Genomic DNA, 26,457 nt, shown 5'->3' with positions numbered 1-26,457 from the left:
AACTGGTCCCCGTATCGGCACACGCTGCGATTCGCCGGAACCGCGCCGGCGAAATCAGCACTATCGCGAACGTACCGCTGCCCGCTGACGCATCAGCGGGCAGCCAACACCGCGCGAGTTATCCGCTGGATTAGTAATCCACTGGATCGCGCTGAATCGGGCACGTCATGCAGTGACCACCGCCGCGGCCGCGGCCGAGTTCTGCGCCGACAATCGTCACGACCTCGATACCTTCCTTGCGAAGCAGCGTGTTCGTGTAGGTGTTGCGATCGTAGGCATAGACCACACCCGGCGACGCACACACCAGGTTCGCGCCGCTGTCCCACTGTGTCCGCTCGCGCTGATAGTCGCTGCCGCCGGCTTCCACCACGCGCAGTTTTTTCAGACCCAGCGCTTCCGCCACGACGTCGACAAACGGCTTTTCCTCGCGATGCAATTCCACACCGCTCGGATGACTACTCGGCCGATAAGAGAACGTGCGCGTCTTGTTCATAAAGTCCGGCGCGAGCAGCACGCAGTCGCGGTCGGCGAAAGTGAACACCGTATCTAGGTGCATCGCCGCGCGAATCTTCGGCATGGCCGCGACGATCACACGTTCGGCCGCGCCCTTCGCGAACAAAGTGGCGGCCAACTGGCTGATCGCCTGACGCGAGGTGCGTTCGCTCATGCCGATCAACACGACGCCTTTGCCGATCGGCATCACGTCGCCGCCTTCGAGCGTGGCCATGCCGTGATCCTGGGTCGGGTCGCCCCACCATACATTGACCTTGCCCGCGAAGTCGGGATGAAATTTGTAGATCGCCGTGGTGAGGATCGTCTCTTCGTGACGTGCCGGCCAGTACAGCGGATTCAGCGTCACGCCGCCGTAGATCCAGCAAGTCGTATCGCGTGTGTACAGCGTGTTCGGTAGTGGCGGCAGCAGATATTCAGTGGCCCCAGCGGCTTCCCGCGCCATTTCCAGCGCCTTGCCGCCGTGTGCTTCCGGAAAGTCGTGAGTCGACAATCCGCCGATCAGCGTCTCGGCCAGCTTGCGGTTCTCCAGCCCTTCCAGATAGCTGCGCAGTTCATCGATAAAACCCAGCCCTACCTGATTCGGCACCACCTGATTATCGAGAATCCATTTCTTGCCTTCAGGCACAGCGACCGTTTCCGCCAGCAAGTTGTGCATTTCCAGTACTTCGACACCACGGTCGCGCATCTTCGTCACGAAGTCGAAGTGATCGCGCTTGGCGTTCTCGACCCATAGCACGTCGTCGAACAGCAATTCATCGCAATTGCTTGGAGTCAGCCGCTGATGGGCCACTCCTGGCGCGCACACCATCACCTTGCGCAGTTGCCCAACTTCGGAATACACACCGAACCCGTCCGTTTTCGCATCTGTAGCCATGACGATCTCCTGAATTTTCCGGCGCTGGCCGGCTGTGTTCAATCTGCGTACTAGAGCGTAATCATTCCTGTCACAAGCCCGTAAATGCCAATGACCGCACCGATAACGGCAACGATAAAGATGATCCAGTCTATCGACGTGAAAACGGTCTTGCTTTGCTCGCGGCGCGCCCAGATGTACAGGGCGGTTCCTGGCGCATACAGCACGGCGGAAAGCAGAATAAATTTCAGCCCGCCCGCATAGATCATGAAAACCGTATAGATCACCGCGATGGATGCCATGGTCAGATCGCGTCTTCGCTCCTCCGGACGCATCTGATAGCTTTCACCACGCTTTGACAACATGAAACCGTACGCCGCGACAAACAGATACGGAATCAGCGACATGGCGCTGGTGAGGTTCAGCATTAACGCGAAAGCGTCGCGCGAGAAAAACGTGCTGATAACGAAGAGCTGGACGACGATATTAGTCAGCCACAGCGCGTTGGCCGGCACCTTGTTGGCATTTTCCTTCGCGAAGATGGCCGGCATGTCTTTGGTCTTCGCCGCAGTGAACAACACTTCTGCGCAGATCAACGACCATGCGAGGTAGGCGCCCAGCACAGATATGATCAGACCCACGCTGACGAAGATCGCCCCCCAGTGTCCGACCACTGCTTCAAGCACGGTTGCCATCGACGGCTGGCGCATACCCGCCACGTCTGCGCGCTGAAGCACCGCATACGGAAGCATGGTCACGAGCACCATCAGCGTAGTCACAATGATGAAGCCCATGATCGTCGCCTTACCGACATCGGTGCGCTCTTTCGCGTAACGCGAATAGACGCTCGCCCCCTCGATCCCGAGGAACACGAACACCGTCACCAGCATGGTCGCACGCACCTGCTCGAACAGATTCCCCTCGAGCCCTCCGCCGTAGAAGTTTGCGCTGAACAGGTCCATCCTGAACCCAAATATCAGGATGACGATGAATACCAGAATCGGAATGACCTTGGCGACCGTGACGACACTATTAATAAATGCCGCCTGTTGCACGCCTTTTAGAATCATGAAGTGGAATAGCCAGATACCCACCGAAGCGACGAGAATCGCAACGATCGTATTACCATCGCCGAAGACCGGGAAGAATGCGCCGAGCGTGGATTTGATCAGCACCCAGTATGAGACGTTGCCGATACAGCTACCAATCCAGTAGCCGAAGGCGGAGAGAAAGCCGGGATAGTCGCCAAAACCTGCTTTGGCATAAGCAAAGACACCTGCGTCGAGTTCGGGTTTTCGCTCAGCAAGCGACTGGAAAACCCGCGCCAGCATATACATGCCGGTTCCTGCAATTAGCCACGCGAAGACGGCACCTAGAGGCCCCGTGGCATTAGCAAAAGTTCGAGGTAAGGAGAAAATCCCAGCTCCTACCATCCCACCCACCACCATTGCGGTGAGTTGCATCTTTGACATTTTTTGTGCTGCGGAAGCCATCCGGATTCCTTTTTAATTAGCCTTCCAATTACTTTCGTGATGCATGGCGAACGTAACCTGTCTCTCTCCTGGCCAACCTGATGTGTCTCGTTGCGCCTGTCCGCAAACGACACATGAAGAAAAGAATGGTCTGTCCAGCGGCTTTTGTCAAATGATCGGCGAATGACAAAACGGCCACTGCGCGTGCGATACGGACCTGTCCGCAGAGCAACTGGGTGTTCGTCAGTCAGCCGTTTCGATTGAACAAGGGTATTCGCTTATGCTTTATGCGTCTTTGTCGTCGCACAGAAAAGTGCGACTTCAAAACACGCGGAGGTTGGGATAGCAAGGCCGTCTGGATTGAATCTTGCAGATCGGAGAGTTGGAACTGCTTATTGAAAGTGGGAGAATTTCCGGTCGACGGGATAAAGGCAATCCGCGCATTCTGCAATGACTGATTGCTCCATGCATAATCGATGCGGCGCCGCACCACGACATCTGCTTGCCACGGTTTGCCCCCGCTATTGCCCGATATAAGATGCAACCGTCCTGGTGGATCGTCGATTAACCAGGACTGACGAAGCATTTCGGTTTGAGCAACTGCATGCTGCGTACTACTCCGGAAGCGCGGGCGCGCAAGATCGTCGTGCGTCTTTTGGAAAGTCACGCTTCTGTGCGACTATCCCTGCTGGCACTGAACGGAGGCATCGCCGCATCTTTGGCATTGAAGCGAGCAACCGCCGTTTGCTGCGCGCTCTGATCATCACCTGTAAGGTATTCGTACGGCGACTGGCCAACGGCGATACACAATTCTATTTGCCGGTACCATGCCGTTGCATCACGGCTTACATCGTTTCATTGGCGATATCCAAAGACAAACAGTTCGCAGATCAATGGGGCATGACAGATGACCGACCGATTGCAGGCTTCCGTATGCGTTGTCGTGCTAATGCTGATTGTCGGCTGGGTACTCTTCATTGGACGCGCGGTGTTCGTACCCATCGTATTTGGGATCATCGCCGTCTATGTGATTGTCGGCTTCACACGATTGCTGCAGCGCATTCCGTTGATCGGAGAGCGACTGCCCGTGCAGTTACGTTACGCGCTATCCATATTTCTGATCGCGGCCGGCATATTTTTCGCAGTCGACATGCTCGTTGCGAACTACGATGCGCTCGTCGCCCTGGCACCGCGCTATCAGGATTCAATTCTCTCGGTGATCCAGAAAGTCGCCGCGTTATTGCATCTGGAAAACGAACCCACGTGGGACTCTCTGCGACGCGACATGCTGGCGCAGTTTAATGTTCAGGCTATTGTGACGGGGATGCTGGCATCGCTGTCATCGGTGATCATCAACGTTTTCGTCGTCGCGCTCTATGCGAGCTTCCTGTTGTTCGAACACCGGACGTTTGGTGAAAAGCTCACGAATATGGCGGCGAACGCGAACAATGCGGCGCGCGTGAAGAGCATTGTCATTGATATCAATCGACGTATTGGCGCTTATCTTGCGTTAAAAACGCTATTGGGCGTGGTACTCGGCGGCCTGTGCTGGGGCGCGATGCGCGGCATGGGACTGGAATTTGCCGGACTCTGGGCGGTGCTGACCGCATTGCTGAACTACGTGCCGTATATCGGTTCAGTACTCGGCGTTCTTTTTCCGGCGCTGATGTCGGTGCTGCAATTCGGCGATCTCAATGATGTGCTGATCGTGGTGATGGCGTTGATCATCATTCATTTCCTGATCGGCAACATACTCGATCCGTATCTGATGGGCAACTCGTTAAACCTGAGTCCGTTTGCCATTCTGGCAAGCATGGCAATCTGGTCTGCACTGTGGGGCGTTTCCGGCGCGTTCCTCGCGGTGCCGATCACGGTCATCGTGACGATCATTTTCTCCGAGTTCGAAATGACGAGGCCCGTTGCGATTCTGCTGTCGAAAAACGGCAGGCTGACTTACGGCGGCAATACGCCGGCCGCCTGAACGGCCCACCGTTTTTGCATTTGAAGAGAAAACCCCAAAAGCGAGGACTGTCGTCCCGCTTTCGGGGTTTTATTTCTTATTGCCCCGTGTATCCGACCGGGACGGTTGAGTTCGCCGTCGCGACAGATGCATTGCCCGACACAATGTATTGCGGCACTTCGGTGAGCGTCAACGCAACCTGGCCGTTGGTGTAGGCAACCGTGCTGGTATTGCCATAACCGTCGATCTTCGTCACATTGCCTGACGTGCCGGGGTTATCCACCTGAAGCGTGTAGCTGGTCGAATAAGTCTGGCTATATGCACCGGCCGTGGTCGGCCATTGCGCGTTGCTGTGTGTCCACGCGGCCGTGATGACCTTGCCGTTACCGAGTTGCTGGAACGCGTAGGCGAAGGTACCGGACGGCGTATTCCTGACGCGGCCTAACGTGTTCGTACCATCGAGGACACGCGTCATCGTGGCGAACGCCATCGCTTCAGGTTTCGGCGACAGGTTCGTCGCGCCGTACGCGCCTTGTGCATCGTTCAGGTCGAAGAACGTGCCGTATCCCACCTCACCCGGATAATCGGGACCGTAGAACAGCGTCGTAAGTTGCGCGCCACCGCCGAGCGTGATGATGTGCGCCCGCACGCCAACAGCCGCTTGCGCGAACAACTGGTTTTGCGACGGTACATTCGGACCATAGTTCAGGCCCGGATCGTAGCTCACCCCTGCTTCGGTGAAGAAGAGTTTCATGTTCGGCTTACCGGCCTGCATGACTGAGCGCAACTGCGTCATCTGGTTGTCGAGTGCATTGGCCTGATTCGCCGGGTCCGGATCCGAGTCCTGCAATTCAGGCGGATGCGCCGGATATGTGCCGGCATTCCAGTACCCATGCGTGGACACTGCATCAATGTAGTTCCATAGACCCAGCGCGCCGAACTTCTGCAGATAACCAGTGGTGCACGTATCGCAATTCGCGGCGAACGGGTTGGCGGTGCCCATCACGACAGCATTCGGATCAGTCGAGTGAATCCCTTGATAAGCCGCCTTGTACATCGCGACAAAATTAGCGTCGCTATCCGCCCAGCCAAGGCTCGGTTCCCACGTCACCTGGTAGTAGTTCTTCTGCTGATTCGGATAGGTCGCCGCGCGGATCAGACTCGTGTCGGTGCCGACTTTGGCCATGAAGCCCTGGAACTCGGTCATGTTCACGGGCGCGTAGTAGCTGTCGTTGAACTGGCCGGTCTTCGAATCCCAGGCGGGAATGCCGTCGAGCCGCACGATGCGCATCTGGTCCGGATTGGCTTTATAGAACGGATCGAGATCGCTGGCGCTCGGTGTGTATGTATTGGGACCGTTTGGCTCCATGGCCGATTGCTCGCGGTCGTCGATCGTCCACGAAATACCCAGATCGTGTAACGCGGCGATGTTTCCGTTGAAACCCTGCATGCCGAAACGGTGCTGATCCTGATGCGCATACGTGACCGCGCCGAGAACCGGACTCAGGTTCGGCAGCACGCCAAACGTTGCGATGCCGACCGGACGCGTGCCGCTGTTCGGCAACGTGCCGCCGTGAGAACTCAACGTCGCGGTCAGCGCGCCGTAACCGGACCATGTCGATGTACATGGGATCGAGTTTGTTTGCGTGCCCGCGCTGACCGGGAAACTCCCCTGCGCCTTGATTGCACCATTCGAATCCGCGACCGACCAGACGACCGTGTCCGCGCCCGGCGCGTTCGTCGTGATCGCGAGCTTGAACGCCGTGTTGTTCTGGAAGATGCGCAGACCATCGGTGGTCGGCGTGTCTGCGCTGATTATGCCGTTCGCGGTGCCGCCTGCGGTTTGCGTCGGCGTGCTGCAGGTGAGCGTCGAACTGCCTGTCGAGGGTGCCGTTGTGGTCGTGTTGGGTGTTGCTGTGGGGCTGGGCGCTGGCGTCGGTGTAGGAGTTGGCGTCGGAGTTGGCGTGGGCGTCGGGGTTGGCGCGGGCGTTGGGGTCGGCGTAGGCGTGGGTGTTGGGGTCGGTGCCGGCGCAGGCGTTGCGGCGACCGCTCTTACCCAACACGATTTGCCGTATCCATATGCGGGATCCGTCGACGAAACCGCGCCGACATAGCAGCCGACGCCGTTGCTAAACGTACGGGGAGCGCTGAGCATGACCGACGGTGAGGTGGGCGGTACGGCGCCGAATACCACCGCGCCGGTTCCAAGAAATGAACAGTTGCCATTCTCCTGTCCGCACAATTTGTATTGCTGGCCTGCGACCGTGATAGTGCTGGTCTGCGCCTGGACGTTTTCCGCACCCATCGACGCCAACACTGTTGCCGACGCAACTCCCAGTAATTTGAAATATCTCATCGTTATCCGTATGTATTGCAAAGAGCAGGTTTTCCCCGAGAATTCCGCGAGATCGACCAAGGTCGTCCCGCTTTGATGTTATTGGGTACAGAGAGAGGTGAACCTGAAAACGCGCTGATCGCGTTTATTGCTGATGAAGCTGAAGCTTGACGCGCAGACTGCGGTCATTCATTGCCAGCTCACGGTGCACATAGAGCTGACGCACATCATTGATCTGCATGCCTTATATTACGGATTACTTACCGACAAAATGAATCCATTCGACGGAAGTAGTCGCTCTAGGTGAACAACCGATTCGAGCTGAGAAGCTGAGCACCGCACGCATACGGCAAGCGTATGCGATGGAAAATTCAAGGGCACCACCAGGCGGCCAAACCCGTCATTTCACTTACAACGGCCGATGTGACAAGTCTTGCAGCAAGCGCCTGCTAAATGAGGCAAATAACCTGCAGAATCATTCATCAACTGTGTTCATATGATGAATAAATCGTAACGCCAACGCCAAAAGATTCGGTTGCAATTATTACTGAATTCTCACAGAACACAGTAAAAACTGCAGGCTCAATCAAGACTGACGAATTATAAACGTTTCAAACTCGCAACGTAGCCCGCAGGCGACACGATAAGTGACATCGCAAAGCATTTCTTACCGAATGTTTCCTTCGCTTTTCGAAAGTAGCGGAGATGGAAAAGGTCTCGCTCAGGCCTCCGCCAAAAGGACAAATCTTTAATTTTTTCAGGTATCGTGCCCTTTATCTGCCACGTTTTGCATTAGTAATATGAATATGTTCGCCTGCCGCGAAGTTTATTAGTGATAGTTGCCGTGCGTCTGCCGATCTCTGCTTCCCGCTGGCCCACACAGATTCCATCGTCCCAATCGCCTGCCGCTCGGTGTAATGAGGACGTTCCCGCCTAAATCTTTTCACCGCCACGCGACGCATTCGTGCTTCCACAACAGTAGAATTCTACGAACCGACGTCAGATTGAATGCCATGTGTCACGCTGAAACCCGTAGGCTGCTTTCTGCGCTACATCAAAAATACCCCGCCGTACGCGAGTAATTTTGCATGTCTGTCATCATGAAAAGCAGCATCGATAATACTTCGCTACCTTTTGCTTTTCCCGATTAACAACCCTATATTAAATTTTCCACGCAGTACCGAATTAATCCAATAAATCCGCCCCGAAAGCACGCCGCCCCTACACCCTTTTATTGACCACTTCATGACCGGTCGATACATAACCGATTGCCCGTACCCGCGCGGCCAACCACAGTTGCCCCGCAGCCGCAAGTTAACAAATTCTGGCCATCCCATCTTCCTTCCAGCACCGCTACTAAGCCGATTACGCTTGACTTTTAAGCAGCCGCCACTTTCAATAGAACAGGTGTGGCTCCAGATTTCCTAATCGTCAAATAAATCTGTTCACACGTTCAAAGATTCGTATTTCCGTAACAATGCGGTTCATTCATTAGCGCTCGCCGGATTTATTTCCAGCCGCTGCGCTCACATCGTTGCTGTCGTTTCTGCTCCACTGGTTTGCACGTCCGCCGTCAATCGGCGCCAGCTCGCGACACAGAGCACTCCTTACAACGGGGTTGTCTTGGCTGCTACGAACCATGAAACTGCGCGTCACTCACCCGCTCTTATCGATCTCGCCTTGCAAGGCGGCGGCTCGCACGGCGCCTTCACATGGGGCGTTCTCGACCGGATTCTTGAAGAGCCCTGGCTGCAGATAGAAGGCATTTCCGGCACATCGGCGGGAGCGATGAATGCGGCAGTGCTAGTGAGCGGCTATCAGCAAGGCGGTGCCGAAGGCGCGCGTAAAGCGCTCGAAACATTCTGGCGACGCGTCTCTGACGGCGCCGCGTACAGCCCGTTCCGGCGCAGTCCTCTCGACATGCTGCTGGGACGCTGGACACTCGATCATTCGCCGATGTTCATGGCCATGGATCTCGCGGCGCGGATGTTTTCGCCGTACGACCTGAATCCGCGCGGCGTCAATCCGCTGCAGGAAATCCTCGACGAATCGATCGATTTCGCCCATCTGCGCGATGCGCCGATCAAACTTTTCATCACCGCCACGCGGGTGCGCACCGGTCAGGCACGGGTGTTCCGTAACGCGGATCTGTCACCTGACGTATTGCTTGCATCCGGCTGTCTGCCCACGCTGTTTCAGGCTGTCAAAATCGACGGCGAAGACTACTGGGACGGCGGCTATGCAGGTAATCCGACCATCACGCCCCTAGTCCGCGAATGCACGTCGAGCGACACGCTGCTGGTTCAGGTGAATCCGGTCGAGCGAGAGGAAACGCCGCGCTCCGCACGCGACATCATCAGCCGCCTCAATGAAGTCGCGTTTAACGCACCGCTCATGAAAGAGTTACGAATGATCGCGTTATTGCGACGCGCAGCGGACGCCGGCAGCGACGAAGGCCGGCATTGGGCGGAAATGCGCATTCACCGCATTTCGAGCGAAGAGATGACCAAGCTCGGCTACTCATCGAAGCTGAATGCCGAATGGGCATTTCTGACGATGTTGCGCGACGAAGGCCGTCGTTCCGCCGAAGCGTTTCTCACAGAACACGCCGCGAAAATAGGCGTGGAATCGTCGCTCGATCTCGACGCGTTGCTCGACGGAGTCTGATCATGGACGTCATTATCCTGTCACCGTTCGCGGCCGGTCTCGGGTTGTTCGCGATGCTCGCCAGTCTCGCGGTATTGATTGGCTTTGCGTATCGCGGCTGGAGCGTGCTGTTGCTCGCCCCGTTTGCCGCGATGCTGGCTGCCGCGATTTCCGGCGAGCCGGTTCTCGCGCATTGGACGCAAACTTTCATGATCAGCGCGGCGCGTTTTGTCGCGCAGTTCTTCCCGCTGTTCCTGCTCGGCGCATTGTTCGGCAAGCTGATGGAGGACAGCGGTTCGGTGAAAGCAATTGCCAGCTACATGACGGAGAAGCTCGGTGCGCATCGGGCTATTCTCGCGGTGGTGATTGGTGGCGCCCTGGTCACGTATGGCGGCGTCAGTCTGTTCGTCGCATTCTTCGTGATTGCGCCGATGGCGACCGCGCTGTTCCAGGCTGCCAACATCCCACGTCGACTGATGCCGGCGGCAATTGCACTCGGTACGTCGACCTTCACGATGTCCGCGCTGCCCGGCACACCCGCGATCCAGAACGCGATTCCGATGCCGTTCTTCGGCACGACGCCGTTTGCCGCGCCGGGGTTGGGTGTGATCGCGAGTATCGTGATGGTGGGGTTCGGGCTGTGGTGGCTATCGTTGCAACAGTCCCGTGCGAAAGCGGCGAATGAAGGTTTCGAGGGATTCGGTGCGGCCGCATCGGCGTCGCTGAATCAACCGAAGCCTGCGCCGAATGCCAATCTCGTGCGCGAACGCGCGACCGTGTCGCAAAGTTTCGATCCTGAAGAAATCGAGCATGGTCACATCAGCAGCGATCTGCCGTCGTTCGGGGTCGCGATGACGCCGCTCGTGCTGGTCGTGGTCGTCAACTTCGTCATGAGCATGATCGTGTTGCCGCGTCTGGATGCCGACTATCTATCGGATGTTCGTTGGGGCGAGACATCGCTGGCGGCAGTGGGTGGCGTGTGGGGCGTGTGCGTGGCGCTCGCAGTGGCAATCGTCGCGCTTGTTCTGCTCAACCGCAGTCGCCTTCCTGCATTGCGCGACACCGTCGACGCCGGCGCGAACGCGTCGGTGCTGCCTGTGTTGAGCGTCGGCAGTCTGGTCGGTTATGGTGCGGTGATCGCTGCATTGCCGGCGTTTGCGCTAGTGCGCGAATGGGTGCTCGGCGTAGGTGGAGGTCCGCTTGTGTCGCTCGCCGTCGCAACGAACCTGCTGGCCGCGTTGACTGGCTCAGCGTCGGGCGGCCTCACGATCGCGCTCGATGCACTCGGGGGCACCTATCTGCAACTGGCCGCGCAACATGGTATCGACCCTGCGCTGCTGCATCGGGTCGCGGTGATTTCGTCGGGTACGCTCGATAGTCTCCCGCACAACGGTGCGGTGGTCACGTTGCTGGCGGTGTGTGGATCGACGCATCGCGAAAGTTATCGCGACATTGTGATCGTCGGCATTCTGGGTGCGTTGCTTGCGCTGATCGTGGTGATCGTACTGGGATCGATTGTTGGGTCGTTCTAGGTAGATCGCCCGTAACTGGCGCGTTCGCGAGCAGGTGTCGAACGCGAATGGAGTGACGATACAAAAAAACACGGTCTGCCGTCACCGGCAAGACCGTGCTACCCATCTTTCGCCAGGAAACCTTGAAGCTGTTTCCTGACTTTCTTTCTTATTCCTTATGTAGAACTCGTAGCCGACCTGGGCGCGCACACCGGCATCGCCCGTAGACGTCACCGACACAGCTGCGTTCATCAGCCACTTGCTGTTCTGCGAACGATAGGTCGCGCCTGCTGCGACTGCGCTACCGTTTTTGTAATTACCCGCACCCGCGGCAACGATTGTGCGGCCAGGTCCCGACGGCGTCATGTTCGGCATTGCCATTGCTGCTGCAATGCCGGCATAGGCGTTTCTCGCGACGCTATTGATAGCATGAGCTGCCTGGTCAAAGCGCTGATCGGTATAGTCGTTAGCCTGTTGCATGGTTTGCGCCATGCCTTGGGCCAGCAGGTTGTTCACCTGACCCAGATTGACCGCATCGGTCGCGGCCGTAGCCGCTGCTACGTTGGTGACCTGGCGTTCGTTACCCACGGAACCCATCGAGACCGAGTTGTCACGATCCGCAACGGAGCCATGTCCCAGCGCGACGGAATTGCTGCCAGTTGCGCTTGAATCTGTGCCCAGTGCCGTGCTGTTCTCTCCGGAGGCGTCCGCACCCAAACCCGCAGCCGTACTATTTTTACCCGAAGCCGACAATGCCGGATTGGTCAGATCAGCCAGGTTATTCACCCGACCGTCAAGATTGCCGACCCGAACGTTCAGTTGGTCATATTGAGTCTGAAGAGTGAACAACTGACCGCCATTTACAGCATCCATGCTGTTCGCCGCGATCCGTCCGTCAACCAGATTGCCGATTACGGTGCCGTTCGTGCCGCCCAACGTTGCATGACCCAGACTCAAATTGTCATACACCAGGGCTGCCAACGTTTGGCCATTCGGATCAACAAGACCCACTGCTTTTAGCTGGGCAATCGTCACTGCATCGGTGTTTTGCGTGCCGTTAGCCACGCCCGTCAGTGTACGCGGACCAGCGGTGCCCCCCATGTCAACCGTATCGCCGCCCATATCACTTGCGACACTGATGTTACCGGTCGTCACATCCTGCCTTACCAGACCCACTTCGCCGTTGTTAATCTGGGTGCTCAGGTTCGTCACGGAAGCCGAAACACTCGTAATATTTGTAGTGTTCTGCGTCGTGCGACCGTCGAGGTTGGTAACTGCATCAGCAACAGTGCGGACTGTCGTGCCTCCCACACTGTAGCTCGGTGCGCTGATTGCGCCGGTAGTCGAGTTATAGGCCGCCCCACCGCCCAGCGCCGCTGCTGCGTTCGTCCCCATTGCGTTCGACTTCGCTGCTTCCGACTGCAACTGGCTGACGTTCACCGCATCCGTCACGGCTGCTTCCGCTGCAACGTTCGTCACGCGGCGCTCGTTGCCCGATGAGCCCACCGAAACTTCGCCTTTCGCGGCCGAGGCGGTACCCGACACCGCCGTTGAGCCCGGGTTGTACCCCGCTGCAGCCAGGTTAGCTGTCGTCGTTGAATTCGCGCCCAGCGCCACCGTGTTTGCTGCCGATGCATTGGCGCTACTACCAAGTGCCACCGAATTAGCGCTTGCTGCAGCGGCCCTCACCCAACGCTACTGAGTTATCTCCAGCAGAATTGGTGTTGGAGCCAATTGCAGTGGAATTGGTACCCGAGGACGTCGCATGCCACCCCAAAGCGCTCGAGCCATTGCCTGACGCATTCGACTGAATGCCGAGTGCCGAGCCGTTATACCCGGCAGTGGAACTTGCACCAACAGCAGTACCCCCTTGCTGACATGCTGTAAAGCCAGCTCCCACAGCCACAGAATCGCCACCTGTAGCCGAAGCAGCACCGGTCGAATACAGTCCGTCCTGAGCCTGAAGCGGTGCGGTGATCACAGCGGCTAATGCCATGCCCGACACCCCACTCAGCACGACCGCCACGATACCTATCCCAGCTACGACTCGTGAGCTGCTCCGCTTACCGCGTGCGCGCGTGTTTTCAGACGCCGCCACCCATGAGCCGAGGGCCTCATTCCATACACTAATATACGACTTATTCACATTAATTCCTTAAATTAACAAATTTCGCGTTGCGAAACGCATGAATTTTCATAAAACAAATCAATGACTCGAAATCCTTCACCAAGCATCGCTCGAATATAAATTGAAGTTATTTATAGCTAACTAAATTCCGTCAGAAGATGGCTTCACAGCGATTGACACCATTGCTCAACATCCACCATTCAGAAAAACTGATTCCCAAGAAAGAGATCTACCAGCGCTTATCCTGTCAGCCACATTAGATAAACTGCCGCAAAGCTCTGAACATCCGCCACAAACCGACGCATAACGGCGTCGCGCGATCGCTATTTTGATTAATTGGTTACCGAACTAAATCAATTTAAAAAGAAAATGCGTTTGCACTTGGCTTTTTGCGGATGCGGATCTCCATTAGAGATCGAAATGGTTAAATGCGAAATAAAACGATTGTCTCGTCGGCGGAACATCAGCCGATATATAGCGGCGATTCTCATTCGATTCCAATTGCACCGATAATATCCGCGCCGAAAAAATCGAGATATAAGGTTAAGCCTAAATAATCTCAACTCTCTGCCGGGATGTGCGCGTGACCGTCGGTTGAACGTGCAGCAGGCGGCGCCAGAACAGGAAGTGGGTCTGGAAAGACGAATAAGTGACGACCTCAGCGGCGGAGAACAATCTCTGACGTGTAGTTCGTATCGGGGCAAGTTGGAGGCAACGTTCGGCTTGCTTTCGTTATTCAGGCCGACGTTCGACCAACAAATACATCAAATTCCCATTCCGGAAATTTAGTAGAAACTGTGTAAGGGATCGCTGTATGACGGAATGGAAAAGCAGCGCAGCAAACAGGTATGTCCGGTTGTCGTGCGCAACGACCAACCGAAGTTGATGACATACGCATTTACCAAAATCAATTACGGCGCGCGTTATCGGGCGCTATCTCCAGAGATTCCTGCGCCTCTCTCAGGCCGTTCAGCATCTCTGCAAACTGATCGGACGAAGGGGTCGTCGTTGAATCTAAAGATGCCTCGAATTTTTCTGCGATCACAGCTATCTCTGGCTGCCCCGCCACATGCGAAGAGCCTTTAATGCGATGAACCGCATATCGCACCCCGCCCCAATCCTTCTCCTCGATCGCGCGCAAAATAATCTCGACATCCTCCTTCAAGCTGCGTAAATAAACCTGCTGCATGGTGTCGTTACGCATGGGTTCAATCGATTCGACGGGCGGGGTCGGCGCCCATGCCGGACACCAAAGTTCAACGAGTTCTCGCAACATATCCAGGCGAATTGGCTTGCTAAGCGCACCGTCCATCCCGCTGGTCATACATCGCACCTTGTGCTGCTCGTCCACTGCCGCCGAGATCGCGATGATCGGAGTATGTTCAGCCATCATGACGGACTCGTGCGCCCTCATACGGTCCGCCACAGTGTAACCGTCAATATCGGGCAGGTTGCAGTCGAGTAACACCATGTCGTAGCGGCGTGTCGCGAACGCTTCGAGGGCCGCAGTCCCGGTACCCACCATGATCGCGTCATATCCCAGTTCATCTAACTGAGCCCGGATCGCGATCTGCACCGCCTCGTGATCGTCAACCACCAATAGCAACGGGCGCTTCGACGACGTCTCGGCGGCCACCGCTGCGGCTTCCGCTGCACGTGACCGTTCAACGTGATTGACAGAGGGCGCCCCCTTGACGCGGACCGCCTCAGCATCAGCGAACTCCGCGCTGCGCACCGGAACGCGGACTGTGAACGAGGTCAAGCCACCCGGCTCGCTCCTCACCGCAATGCTCCCGCGCATCAACACCGCCAACTCCTTGCAAATGGCCAACCCGAGGCCCGTACCGCCAAAGTGACGGGGCGTCGAAGTGTCGGCTTGCCGGAAGGCGTCGAAGATCTGCAATTGCTGCTCGGCAGACAGGCCAATGCCTGTGTCAGAGACTTCAAGCGTTAGCGCGCCTGGACGACCGGCTTTGGCCGGGGGCGCATAGTCCAGTCGCAACTTGACCACCCCGCTTTCGGTAAACTTGATGGCATTCACCAACAGATTCGAAGCAATCTGGCGTAAGCGCGTCGGGTCGATAATCAGGTTCAGTTCCGGCGCGCAGGTGACGTCGAGAGACAATGTCAGGCGTTTCTTTTCCGCGCGCCACCGCACCATATCAATGGTCTGGCGCGCCCATGCCGCAATCGGCGTGGCGATCTGCTCCAATTCCAGCCTGCGTGAATCCAGCCTCGAGTATTCGAGCAGATCATTCAATAACTCCAGCAATGTCTCCGATGCTATGACAGCGGTACGAGTGCGCTCAGCCTGCTTCTCATTCAAAGGTGAGCGCTGCAACAGTTCGAGCGACGAAAAAATCGTATGCATGGGCGTGCGGATTTCGTGACTCATGAAGGCGAGGAACATGGCCTTCTCACGCTCACTTCGCATAGCGGCAGTACGCGCCCTGAGAGAGAAAATAGTCAGTAATGCAAATATGATCAGAATTCCGAGCGCGCCCAACACTTCGCGCGCCCGATAACGAAGGATCGATTCGATCGAAGGTTCACCGTAGTCGGCAAGCCTCAACCATCTCTCCTTGATGGCCTCCGCCTGGCGAACTGGTATCGCCGCAAGCGACTTGTCGATTATCGAAGCCAGCAGCGGAAGATCGCTGCGCGTTACCATCGACAGAGCTACTGGATAGTAGGCAACAGCACCTGATACATGCAGCCTGCCGTAGAACTTACGCCGCACCACCGGCAAAATCGTGGCGTCGAGACCTATCGCCGCGTCGGCCTTGCCGTCGAGTAGCGTCTGCAGAGCTTCCTCATGAGTATCGAATGGAAGTACCTTGATCGACGGATACCGCTGGCGGACCAGATACTCGAGCCCTCCCTGTCCTTTGAGGGCCAGCCGTTTTCCGCGCAAATCCTCCAGATCGAACATCACAGTCGCCTGGTCATCCGTAACAATCGAGATGCCTGAAACAAAAAACGGCCTGCTGATGATGATGTCGGTTCCGAGGCGATCGGCAGTGCTGCGCGAGATAACGGTGGCAACGTCGGCGTCGCCTCGCTGAAAGGCAGCAGGAGCCTGCCCCCACCCTATTCCCGGCACGACTTCAAAGCGCAGACCCGTCATTTCTGAAATCAGTTCCATGTATGACGGGACCAGTCCGACGATTCTTCCGTTTTCCAGATATTCAAACGGCTGCCAATTGTTTTCGGCGATGACGCGCACAACGGGATGCGTCTTTATCCACGCTTGCTCTTCGGGCGTCAATAAAGGGGAGCCGGCCGCCCGCGCGCTGCCCGACCATCCGAACATGAGGAAGGCCAAAAGGACAACGAGCTTACCCAGGCATCGGCGCCTCACGAATCCTCCAGCGAGTTACGTGCGGCGAATAGTTCGACATCGCTACGAACGAGCGGCGTCCTGAATGCGCAGCGCTCTTGCATGCTGATGATTTTTGGACTGCAGGCAAATTGGGCTGCGATATCCGAAGCACGCGTCGCCGCCAGGCTGGAGCGCAATCCCTCGTCTTCACGCGGCCTCGACGAGAGATCATCGGACAGTTGCGCGTGGCCTTCGTCGTCGGAGGGCGAATCTTCGGCGCCGTCCGGCTCAGATGGACGTGACAGTTGACGCGAATTTTTGATTGCGGAGGCGACCGCGAGTTGAGTATCCAATGCCGCGCCAAGGTGGAGCTTGCCTGCTGCTACGGTGCGGATAGCGTGATCCAGTTCATGCAAATTTTCGCTTTTGCCGACGAAACGATGACCGCCCGCCCATATGTCCATATTGATAGTGGACGGCGTGTCATTCCCAGAGGGGATCAGAAGACGACTCTCCCGAAAACAAGTCGCGATGAACCGAATGTGATTGAGACCGTCGATGTCGTCCGGTCTGGGGGCGTAATCGAAGAGGATGACGTCGGCGCTGTTAGTCTTGAGCGATGCCACCAGGTCAGGTGAGCGCTCAAAACTGGCTATAACAGCAATGTCGGGGCTTTGAGAAAAGTGGGCTTCCAGCCCTCGCCGGACAACCGTGTGGTCGTCCAGGGGCACAACGCGAATCTTGCCGTGGTATGACGTCATCGCCCGTCCCAGTATTTTTTCCGAGCCTCGACAACACGAATTCAGAGGCTATACCGTTCGATGGGCTAATGTAAACCTCTCACTACAAGCGGAAGGCGTGAGCCTAAGTGTGCACGCTTGCAGACAAGACCGGACGGAGCGGTCTTGCACGTCAGTAGCCACGGCGTGGGCGAACTGCGAGAGTTGTGCGCGACGCCTGAAGAACCGTTCCGGCTAGGCGATCAAGCCGCTCGTGACGAATTTATCCGCCCGAAGACGAACTGCCCCAGATACCAGACCAGTTCCGTGTTCGCGAGGATGACATCCTCCGTCACCGTCGATGGATCGAGCTTCATACGCCGAAGCATCAGCTTGCCTTCGCGCGACGTCATCCACGCGTGCAGCAACTCGTTGCGCGTTCTTGCATCGGCAGCGTTGAAGAAGTCACGTCCCTTACGCGAATCCTCATTCATGCGCGCACGAACCTCTTCTTCGCGCGATGCAACGCTGCGCGCCACCGAATTCTGAACTTCAGCTTTTACCGCCTGCTCCTGCGCTTCGTCGGAAAGGAGCTTCGCCTGCACATCGACCATCGTCCGTTCGGCGTCGGACATTTTCCAGTTATCACGCAGCGCTCTCATCAGATAACCGGCAGGACTCTTCTTAACCTGTCCGCGGTTGATCCTGAACCGCGTGTACTCGATCGCTTGCTGGATGCGCTCGTCGGTCCAGACATCGCGGTTTTCCGAGATCTCGCTGAATTGCTTGGTCGACAGCGTGAATTCGTCCGTAAGAGTCTTATAAAGGTGGCTGGCGTCGGCCAAACTGGCCAGCACGGCGTCCGCCGTGTCCTTGCGCTTGAGCAGAAACCGAATACGGTCGATTTTTTTCGACGAGGTAGACGCCGTCCTCGTCTCGTATGTCAGCTCAATGTCCGACACGTCATTAATCTCGCGAACTGCCGGCTCGAGCCAGTCGCGCTTGAAGTATTTGAAGATGGCTGCGTTCGCGCCCATTCTGCCGGGCCAGTTGCGCATCTCGTCGAGCTGTATCCAATCGGTCCTGCCTGCCGGAACGTGTGGAAGAACCTTGTCGTAAATCGCGCGCGCGAGGCTGCGCGTAAACGCCGTTGAAATGCGCAGACTAAGCCAGTGAGATTTTTGCGGATCGCGAATGTGCGGAACGAGACGAGGATGCACGTCGAAACGCATGCGCCCACGGTGAAATCCGACCATCCCTATGAGCTGAACCTGAACCCATAGATCGTCTTCATTCGGGTCACGGTCCATGGGCGTGTTCGTGACCCGGACTTTGGCGTTCTGAGCTTCATCGGCAATCGTGCGCAAGTGCTTGAGATTGCGGCTGTCATAGCGCATCAACCACTTGAAGTAGTTCAACTCGACGTCGTACTGGTCGCGCGGGTCCGTCTCCTGCGCGACGATGAAATAGGCGGCGTCGAGAAAGCGGCGCGCCGGCAGACCCATGTTGACGATTTCGGTGAAGAAGTCGTTGCGCTGGTAGCCGATCTCGCGATTGGCCTCATTAATGCGCAATCCGAGATCAAACATGTCTTCAAATAACGCGAGCGCCATTTGGCGCGACGTTACCTTCGACTTACCTTCTTCGGGACCGTCCGCCGCCATGTTCTCTGTCCGTTCTTTTTTGCTGTCGGGACTTTAGCACGCAGTGGTGAGCTGTCAACACACAGAACCTCACCATCAGGCTGGGTTTCTGCGTCCGCATGGTGAGTCCGCTCAGCGAGCGCACATTAAACCTCACCTGCAACACAATCAATCTCACCATCATGCGAGGTCGTTATGCGCTGAAGTCCCACGTAGACGGGCTTTGGGGCGAACCGAGGAACGCTTGCACAATGCACCTCACCCTGCAGATTCGCGACGCCTCCATGCACATCGAACCTCACCTTGATGGGGAACCGATCTCACCTTGTCGCACAACCAATCGCACCTTCGTGCACATTCAATCTCACCTTTTTCACATTGAACCTCACCTTTCGATAGTTAAGCCTTTGAATTTAATCGATATGAGATGCGCCTGTTGGTTGGTTGGCTTGTTTACGAGTTAAGAAAAACAAACAAACCAGCGGCTAGAAACAAAAACTGAGTCCGCACGCGAAGGTGAGGTTGGTTGTGCCGGAGTTTTTGAAATTGATAAAGGTGAGGTTGATTGTGCAGAGAATCGTGAGCGGAATGTCGATCCGTTGCTGTGGAGGTGTGGCCGGACTGTCGACATACGTGGGCTTAGGTGAGGTTGGTTGTGCAAGATGTTCGCGCTAAGGCCTACTTCTGCGTTGGCCAGCTCCATAGGATTCATTTTTACGACGAAGGTGAGGTCCGTTGTGCTGACTTGAATCGGCGCTGATTTTGCGATTGTAGAAGTGCACAAACGGTCTCACCTTGTGCCGGTTTTTTGAGCAGCCGCAGGCAGGTGAAGCCGCTGTTTAACGAGGAAGGTGAGGTCATTTGTGCTAATTCGCGTTTTTGAGCCGCACTTCAGCAAGGCCGGCAGTTGGATAATCGGCTTTGGAGAGCTTTGAAACTCATCCACGGTCGCTAGAAAATGGCAAAATGGCAGGAATTTGCAAAAATCTTACTTAAAAACAGCGATTTAGGAAGCTAACTTCGAGTATTTCCTGTATTCTGAGCTTTCTAGAATTTTACGGAAAAACCTCAGAATGGTCAGAACGAGCCAACTTCCTGCCGTAGACCGAACAGTTCATTTTGAGCAGATTAGCGAGTTTGCAGAAAAGGTCACTATTTTCACAAACGAATTACGTGACACGATTCTCGCTCCGCGTCCTCGAAAGATGGCTCCTGTCTTTAAAACAGGCGAGATTGCCGAGATGTGCAACATCTCTCATTCGCAAGTTCAGTATCTCGCCACCAAAGGCGATGGCGAGTTGCCGCCGGGCACAGCGGCGGGCACCGGCCGAACTCGAACCTTTACCTTAGAAGAAGCGCGCATCTGGGTGCAAAAGGTATCTGATATCTATCAGACATCGCTCGTCACTCGGTTGAAGGAACTGGACGGGAAAATCATCATCACGGCCCAGTTGAAGGGAGGGTCGGCGAAGACGACGACCACCATGTGTCTCGCCCAAGGGCTCTCCCTCCGTGGTCGCAAGGTGCTGGTGGTTGACCTTGACCCACAGGCATCGCTGTCGGAACTTTGTGGGCTCTACGCGGAGAAGGACGTGACGCCGGAAGATACGGTGTTGCCGTTTGTCTACGATCAGGATATCGATGGAGGACTGGAGGCGCGGGTTCAGTCGACGTACTGGGACGGAATTGATGTGATCCCGGCGCACACGGAACTGATCGGCGCCGAATTCCATCTGCCCGCCATGCAAAAAATGAAGCCGGGCTTTCGCTTCTGGACTGTGCTTCGGCAGGGGCTCGAACCGTTGCGAAAGAAGTACGACTACATCCTGATGGATACGTCGCCGTCTCTCTCGTATATGAACTTGAACGCTCTCATGGCAGCGGACGCGATGATCATGCCGATGGTGCCCGAGAATTTGGACTTCATCAGTTCGCTGTCGTTCTGGAGACTCTTCTCGGACGTGTCGAAGAGTTTCATCAAGTATGAGAAGGATAAGAAGTACGACTTTGTTTCACTCGTGCTTTCGCGAGTTGACTACGGTCGGAATTCGTCGGCGCCCATTGTGCGCGCGTGGGCGCAAAGTGCTTATGAAAATTGGTTGCATTCAATTGAGGTTCCGGCGAGTTCGGTGATGAGCACTGGCGCCTTGGCCTTTTCAACGGTGTTCGATATCAGCAGCACCCATAGTGCAGCGAAGTCGTTGCAGCGAGTTCGACAACCTCTCGTCGACTACTGCCGATGGATAGATGAAATCTATTCGGAAAAATGGAGGAACGCGCAATGAGCAATATGCGAGAACAATTGCTGGCCAAGACGTCCGGCATTCGTAAGACGTCGTCGATTAACGAAGACGAAGTCAAACGCAGCAACCGGACGCAGACGGCGCCGGGCCTCGCGGGAGCTCTGGCCGTTGCTCAACTTCGCGTTCAGGAGTTGGAGTCCACAGGTGTTGCATCGCTGCTTCAAGTCTCGGGGATTTTGCCGAATCCTTGGCAACCGCGCCGGGTATTCAATGAGGCGAAACTGACGGAGCTGGCCGAGTCTATCCGCGAAGTTGGGCTTATGCAGCCTATCGTTGTGCGGCGGATGGGCGACGACTATCAGATTGTCGCGGGCGAACGGCGGTGGCGCGCACACAAAATGTTGGGCATCGATTCGATCAAGGCTGTTGTCGCTGATTGCACCGATTCCGATATGGCCGTGTTGGCCATGGTCGAGAATATTAGCCGCGATGACCTGGCCGACTATGAGATTGGTGTTGCGATTCGACGGTCCGAGTCTGAATTCCCGAATCGCAAGCGATTAGCGGAAGCGATGGGCTTATCGCGGGCGGGCCTCTATCAATTTCTGGCGTTTGAGAATCTGCCAGATTTCGTTAAGAAGGACCTCGATATTCAGCCTCGACTGCTTGGCGGGACCGCTGCGCAAGCCATTGCTGCTGCGATCAAAAAACACGGCGAGGATGGGGTAAAGGCTGCGATGGAAATCTGGCCGCTGGTGGTGAGAGGGGAAATGGATCAGGGCAAGGCGGCGCCGGCCATTGCTGCATTGGCTACGCGGAAGACCACATCCGAGAATACCGGCGCGCGCAGCATAGATAAGTTTTTCGCGGGCAGAGAACAAGCGGGAAGCATCACCAAAGACGTTGGCAACTTCACTGTGAAGATTAAGGCCGGCGTGCTCACCGAGGCGCAAGAGATACAGATCCGGCAGCTTATCGGGCAGATGTTTCAGCCGCAGCCGAAAGCAAACTAGTTAGAGCGTTTTAAAAAGTGAAGCCCGCTTAAGCGGGCTTTTTTTTGGGTAAGGAATACCGGGGTGGGTCGGAGTGTCTAGAGTCTAGACACTCAAAACGAACGGCAATGTGTCTAGACTCTAGACACACCTGGTGCAGCAGGTAGACCGTCTGGTTGCGTCACCTTCCCCGAACTTCGATCGATATTTGTCAGTCCACCGCTCGCAGTTCCTAGCAGTTCATTAATGATCCGGTCAGCGAACAGGCATCTGAATATGCCTTGCGGCTTTCGTGATCGAGAACGCGATCCTCTTCGGGCATTCCCAATCGCGCGGTAGGGCTGCGTCTCACGGGAACCGGCTTCGGCGAATAGCGGCTCGACGGACCCGTCGGATTCGGAACGTTCCCGTGTGAAAAAGAATCGGGGCTGCGATCGCTTGGCCGTCCGCGCTCTGCCTCTCATCCGTGACCTCGGACATATATGGCGCGTAGAGACTGCTAACACTCTCTGCGCATGAAGTGCTCGCAACTGGCCGCTGGTTGAAGAGAAAAAGATTTTCGAAGCACTCAGTAAACGCGCAGGATTTAAAGCGGCGATGGGCCGCTCGGACCTCGCAATAGCCCTCGTATTCAGCTTGGACGTGGCGGCCCGCTGCGCGTCTTGCTATGCAATAAACGGAGCGCCGTGTAGCAGGGGGCCGGACTGCGATTGTTGTTACCGGCGCTGCCTAATACCATCCAGGGGGAAATATCTTGAGAAACATTTGGGTCGGGCGACTTTCAAGAGCAAGTAGCGCGTTGTACTCGACTATTTACCGCTACTGACGGAGGCGCTTCAAATATATATTTCGTCCAACCAGCCTCGGCAACGGGACGCTGAATTCGGAAGGACAAGTCTGACACCTTGGGCGGCCCCCAAGGCAAGATAGCTCGACTTTTCGATCAATGCTTTGGAGTCGGCCTCCGCGTCCTTAGGCATTGACTTGACGATTACTCTGCGCATTCCATCGTGAGTGAATTAGTCGGTGAGCATCTGGCGTCTGGTCGGTGGGACTTACGAATCTCCTCGCTTGAGAATGCCTCGCAGAAGGCCCTGCCAAAAGCAGATTGCTAATCCTGCATTTTGAGCCGCCCTAGGTTCGTTCTCATGCCACTCGTTGACGACTAAATGCCTGAACGGTTTTCGGGACTAAGCGAAGCGGAGGCGATCCCAAAGCCGCCCGTCGTACCTGCGACTATTCTCGTGAATCGGCTTCAAATTACATTTGAGGTCATAGGAAAGATGAGCAGAAGAATCTGCGGATGAAGCGGTGCAAGCCGCCATCACTACGCAACAGCTCGGTTTTGACACCGTGGGATAGCTTCAAGGAAGCATGCATCTCGGCCTCGGTGTAATCCTAATGCCTAGCCGCATTGGGCGTTGGTGTTGGAAAGAAGACGACCTATGGATGCCCTCTCTGGCGTACGGCGCCGGCGTAAGCACCACAAGGCTCGCCGCTCATAGTCGATTAAAGACGCCCAAGCCGTTGATTGCTATTCCCTGAGTTACACCACGTCTTCCTGCATCTGTGTCCGCCTCCGCCGTCCTAGCCAATTATTTTGCGACCACACAGACGGGGCGTTGCTCGTCAAGCCAACAGGAATTTTGGTGGGCGCTCGATGGGTGCTGGATAAGCCGGCGGAAAAACTAGCTTGGTGCCGGTACGACGGGTCGACGTGGTTTGATTCCCCTCGTCTCGGACTGCGCAGGCCTAGCTGTCGACGCCACATAGGACGCTATGATCGCGATAGGGATAACGAACGGAGATTCTTGGCGGCATATCAATGGCGGCATCGGTCTTGCCGAAGACGCATCTCCCCCTGAGATCTACCCGCATCGATTGTCTGGGGCTGGTGGTCTAGCGACCTAGCAGCCGGACTACCGGAGCTAAGTGAGCCGCCCAGATGTCTCTCAGCGATCTGGAAAGAAAACATGTCCATACCGCTTGGTGCCCCTTCGCATCGACGACCTTAATCGCGGCGGAGTGAATTACGCGACCGTTTCCCACGTGGAACGCAATCCCCGAAGGCATCCTCGAAATCCACGAACGTCCTCATCGCACGAGTGGGGCTCCGAGAAGATGCAACGATCTGTGGCTTCGATGGATCGGTGCGGAGCTGGCATCAACCTGCCGACGTGACTATTTGATTGCCAGAATCGCCATGTTCGTCGATGTGCGTTGGAAGTTCGGTCAGGTCGACCGCCGAAGCGTAGGAGATCTCCCTTCGATCTCGTTTAATAGGGTCGCATCGTATTTAAAGGGCATCACTTTCCCATTTCATCTATCCCAATCTCTTTTCACAAGGGCAATCGCCGTTTCAGTTCACCGCTAGAAAAATTTGGAAGCAGAACCGAAAGGTAAAAGAAGTCGACTCGATCACTTCCGTCGATAGACGCCACGCTCCGGTCATTCCGCCGCAAAACTTCCCGTGAAACACTAACGAAAATTGATCGGCAAAAACAACTCATTGTTTAATATGGAATTTCTCCAAAATTTCAATGTGTGTTTCACGGAAAAGGGGTGATCTTATGTCTATCCATGACGGATTCGCAACTATGACGCCGGTTCCTGAACAAAACCGCAGCATAGTGCCAGATCGTAGTATTCGTTACGTGATATGTAGTGGGGCCGGATAGCGAGCTACCCAGTCCGAGTTGGCGACAGAGGACAATCCGAAGCAAAGCAGGCATCGCGCATTGCCCCAACGACCCTCAATACCGATTCCACGCGTGTTCATACGGAATCACATTGACTCGCGGGCGCCCATTTAGCCTGATCCAAAAGTTGAGTCGACGCCTTCCCGCGCGCAGGCGAGAGACCCGCGCGAATTCGCCGCGCACAACGGTGCGGTGGAAGACACATCGTTGTGTCCTTCGCTGTGTTTATGGCGAAGCGAGCGAATTGCAACAATTGCGGAGATCGAGTTCCAGCCGGCGACGACTACGCTCAATGAATTCTCTGCGCTCAAACCCAAACCCAAACCCAAACCCAAACCCAAACCCAAACCCAAACCCAAACCCAAACCCAAACCCAAACCCAAACCCAAACCCAAACCCAAACCCAAACCCAAACCCAAGCTCCCGCGACTCCCTCGCGCGCGCTCTCCAAACATCCCTCTACAGCAATCACTATCCACCTTGAACGGATGGGAGTGACTACTCGATTCCTTGGGCGAGTTATATCGCGCGATTCCGATGAGCCTATCGAATGCCGTCGTCGGACATTGCAACTCTGCCGTGCGCCGTGCGTGTGCCTCGTGCTGAGTGGTCCGGCCTCCGGAACCGCCAATTCGCACGGAGCGTCCGGCGTGCAGCAATGTCTCGCCGGACAGGTCAGCCATAGCATCGGCGCGCCCGCAGGAAACTGACTCGCGGTGCGCCGAGGACGCCACATATCCGCACGAATGCTGCCGTCGGCAGGGTAGGAGGGCACTTGGATCACCCGCAGCACTTGTGGCCAGCAGAAACGGGTCGATCGCTACGAGCTATGGATGACGTGGAGCGGCCGAACGCGCCTCTGCCGTAGCCAACCGAGCGTTAATAGCAACCTCAGTAGTCCAGCCACGCGCCCATCCCGGCTTGACCCAGACAGATCACCCGCGTTCTTCAGCGCCGCATTCGCTCAGCTCACGCATCCAATCCAAATCAACTGTAATCCTAATCAAAAAAATATCGCCCGAAACGCAGCGCTGCGCATCAACACTTCCACTCCAAAAATCCAGAGTCATCAAGCTTCGCCATTCCGCACTATCGTCATCGAGCAAATCCACATGCGAAACAGGTGCGCAAAAATTTCCCGCACCACGCCTTCCTCCGCGCAACGCACCTTCGCAAACGTCAGACGCAACCTCGTCGGGAGCAGGCGCGACGCTAACCCTGAACTGGCGCCCGCCCCCCGACGCAACTGCGGGAGGTTCCAACTAATCCGCGTCAAGCAAGCCAAACGCTGACCACCCACCCACGACAACCCCACCCACGACAACCCCACCCACGACAACCCCACCCACGACAACCCCACCCACGACAACCCCACCCACGACAACCCCACCCACGACAACCCCACCCACGACAACCCCACC

At 56.2% G+C, this 26,457-nt stretch carries 16 protein-coding genes and 2 pseudogenes; 7 read left to right on the top strand and 11 right to left on the bottom strand.

What is annotated here, in order from left to right:
* Nucleotides 1–130: 130 nt before the first annotated feature.
* Together arcA and LMG28727_RS31670 are read right to left on the bottom strand one after the other, a co-directional pair.
* Entirely contained in the window at nt 131–1,387 is a 1,257-nt protein-coding gene (gene arcA, locus LMG28727_RS31675) for an arginine deiminase (protein ID WP_201646253.1), read from the bottom strand.
* A 50-nt stretch (nt 1,388–1,437) separates the two neighbouring features.
* The gene (locus tag LMG28727_RS31670) at nt 1,438–2,859 is read right to left on the bottom strand and encodes a basic amino acid/polyamine antiporter (RefSeq protein ID WP_201646252.1); all 1,422 of its coding nucleotides are present in this window, start codon (nt 2,857–2,859) and stop codon (nt 1,438–1,440) included.
* An 886-nt stretch (nt 2,860–3,745) separates the two neighbouring features.
* On the opposite strand from LMG28727_RS31670, the gene LMG28727_RS31665 reads away from it, so the two are divergent.
* Nucleotides 3,746–4,819, top strand: coding sequence for an AI-2E family transporter (locus LMG28727_RS31665; RefSeq protein WP_201646251.1), 1,074 nt, complete (start codon nt 3,746–3,748; stop codon nt 4,817–4,819).
* A 76-nt stretch (nt 4,820–4,895) separates the two neighbouring features.
* On the opposite strand, the gene LMG28727_RS31660 is transcribed toward LMG28727_RS31665, so the two are convergent.
* Nucleotides 4,896–6,578 carry a hypothetical protein gene (locus tag LMG28727_RS31660; RefSeq protein ID WP_236592516.1) on the bottom strand — a complete coding sequence of 561 codons (1,683 nt, stop codon included), beginning with the start codon at nt 6,576–6,578 and terminating at the stop codon, nt 4,896–4,898.
* On the opposite strand from LMG28727_RS31660, the gene LMG28727_RS34420 reads away from it, so the two are divergent.
* The 4 genes from LMG28727_RS34420 (at nt 6,478) to LMG28727_RS31650 (ending at nt 11,311) form a co-directional block, all read left to right on the top strand.
* Nucleotides 6,478–6,912, top strand: coding sequence for a hypothetical protein (locus LMG28727_RS34420; RefSeq protein WP_236592522.1), 435 nt, complete (start codon nt 6,478–6,480; stop codon nt 6,910–6,912). The two genes, LMG28727_RS31660 and LMG28727_RS34420, sit on opposite strands and share 101 nt — an antisense overlap.
* Nucleotides 6,913–6,951: 39 nt before the next feature.
* Nucleotides 6,952–7,230, top strand: a complete 279-nt coding sequence (locus tag LMG28727_RS34415) for a hypothetical protein (RefSeq protein ID WP_236592520.1) — start codon at nt 6,952–6,954, stop codon at nt 7,228–7,230.
* 1,583 nt (nt 7,231–8,813) lie between these two features.
* Nucleotides 8,814–9,800: a patatin-like phospholipase family protein gene (locus LMG28727_RS31655; RefSeq protein ID WP_407945891.1), complete on the top strand. Its 987-nt coding sequence runs from the start codon at nt 8,814–8,816 to the stop codon at nt 9,798–9,800.
* A gap of 2 nt (nt 9,801–9,802) precedes the next feature.
* Entirely contained in the window at nt 9,803–11,311 is a 1,509-nt protein-coding gene (locus tag LMG28727_RS31650; protein WP_201646248.1) for a GntP family permease, read from the top strand.
* A gap of 81 nt (nt 11,312–11,392) precedes the next feature.
* Here LMG28727_RS31650 and LMG28727_RS31645 read toward each other — a convergent pair whose 3' ends face one another.
* From LMG28727_RS31645 to LMG28727_RS31630, 6 genes and pseudogenes are all read right to left on the bottom strand, one after another.
* Entirely contained in the window at nt 11,393–12,769 is a 1,377-nt protein-coding gene (locus LMG28727_RS31645) for a YadA family autotransporter adhesin (protein ID WP_236592510.1), read from the bottom strand.
* Nucleotides 12,770–12,895: 126 nt separating this feature from the next.
* Nucleotides 12,896–12,949, bottom strand: a pseudogene (locus LMG28727_RS34880) (hypothetical protein); the annotation flags it as partial.
* A gap of 4 nt (nt 12,950–12,953) precedes the next feature.
* Nucleotides 12,954–13,436, bottom strand: a complete 483-nt coding sequence (locus tag LMG28727_RS34410; protein WP_407945890.1) for an ESPR-type extended signal peptide-containing protein — start codon at nt 13,434–13,436, stop codon at nt 12,954–12,956.
* Nucleotides 13,437–14,325: 889 nt separating this feature from the next.
* Nucleotides 14,326–16,743: an ATP-binding protein gene (locus tag LMG28727_RS31640; RefSeq protein WP_201646247.1), complete on the bottom strand. Its 2,418-nt coding sequence runs from the start codon at nt 16,741–16,743 to the stop codon at nt 14,326–14,328.
* Nucleotides 16,744–16,775: 32 nt separating this feature from the next.
* Nucleotides 16,776–17,501, bottom strand: coding sequence for a response regulator (locus tag LMG28727_RS31635; RefSeq protein ID WP_201646246.1), 726 nt, complete (start codon nt 17,499–17,501; stop codon nt 16,776–16,778).
* A gap of 221 nt (nt 17,502–17,722) precedes the next feature.
* Nucleotides 17,723–19,123, bottom strand: coding sequence for a replication initiation protein (locus LMG28727_RS31630; protein WP_201646245.1), 1,401 nt, complete (start codon nt 19,121–19,123; stop codon nt 17,723–17,725).
* Between the two features lie 1,052 nt (nt 19,124–20,175).
* Here LMG28727_RS31630 and LMG28727_RS31625 point away from each other — a divergent pair.
* Nucleotides 20,176–21,387: a ParA family protein gene (locus tag LMG28727_RS31625; protein ID WP_201646244.1), complete on the top strand. Its 1,212-nt coding sequence runs from the start codon at nt 20,176–20,178 to the stop codon at nt 21,385–21,387.
* On the top strand, nt 21,384–22,358 hold the full coding sequence (locus tag LMG28727_RS31620; protein ID WP_201646243.1) for a ParB/RepB/Spo0J family partition protein: 975 nt from the start codon (nt 21,384–21,386) through the stop codon (nt 22,356–22,358). Before LMG28727_RS31625 ends, LMG28727_RS31620 begins: the two co-directional genes overlap by 4 nt.
* A 3,613-nt stretch (nt 22,359–25,971) precedes the next feature.
* Here LMG28727_RS31620 and LMG28727_RS34605 read toward each other — a convergent pair.
* Entirely contained in the window at nt 25,972–26,106 is a 135-nt protein-coding gene (locus LMG28727_RS34605; protein WP_268960567.1) for a hypothetical protein, read from the bottom strand.
* Nucleotides 26,106–26,457, bottom strand: a pseudogene (locus tag LMG28727_RS34405) (hypothetical protein); the annotation flags it as partial. The pseudogene LMG28727_RS34405 and the gene LMG28727_RS34605, both read right to left, overlap by 1 nt.

This window comes from Paraburkholderia metrosideri (genome assembly GCF_904848625.1).
Lineage (GTDB): Bacteria > Pseudomonadota > Gammaproteobacteria > Burkholderiales > Burkholderiaceae > Paraburkholderia > Paraburkholderia metrosideri.
Note: the sequence above shows the minus strand (reverse complement) of the source record. Positions and strands in the feature narration are given on the sequence as shown.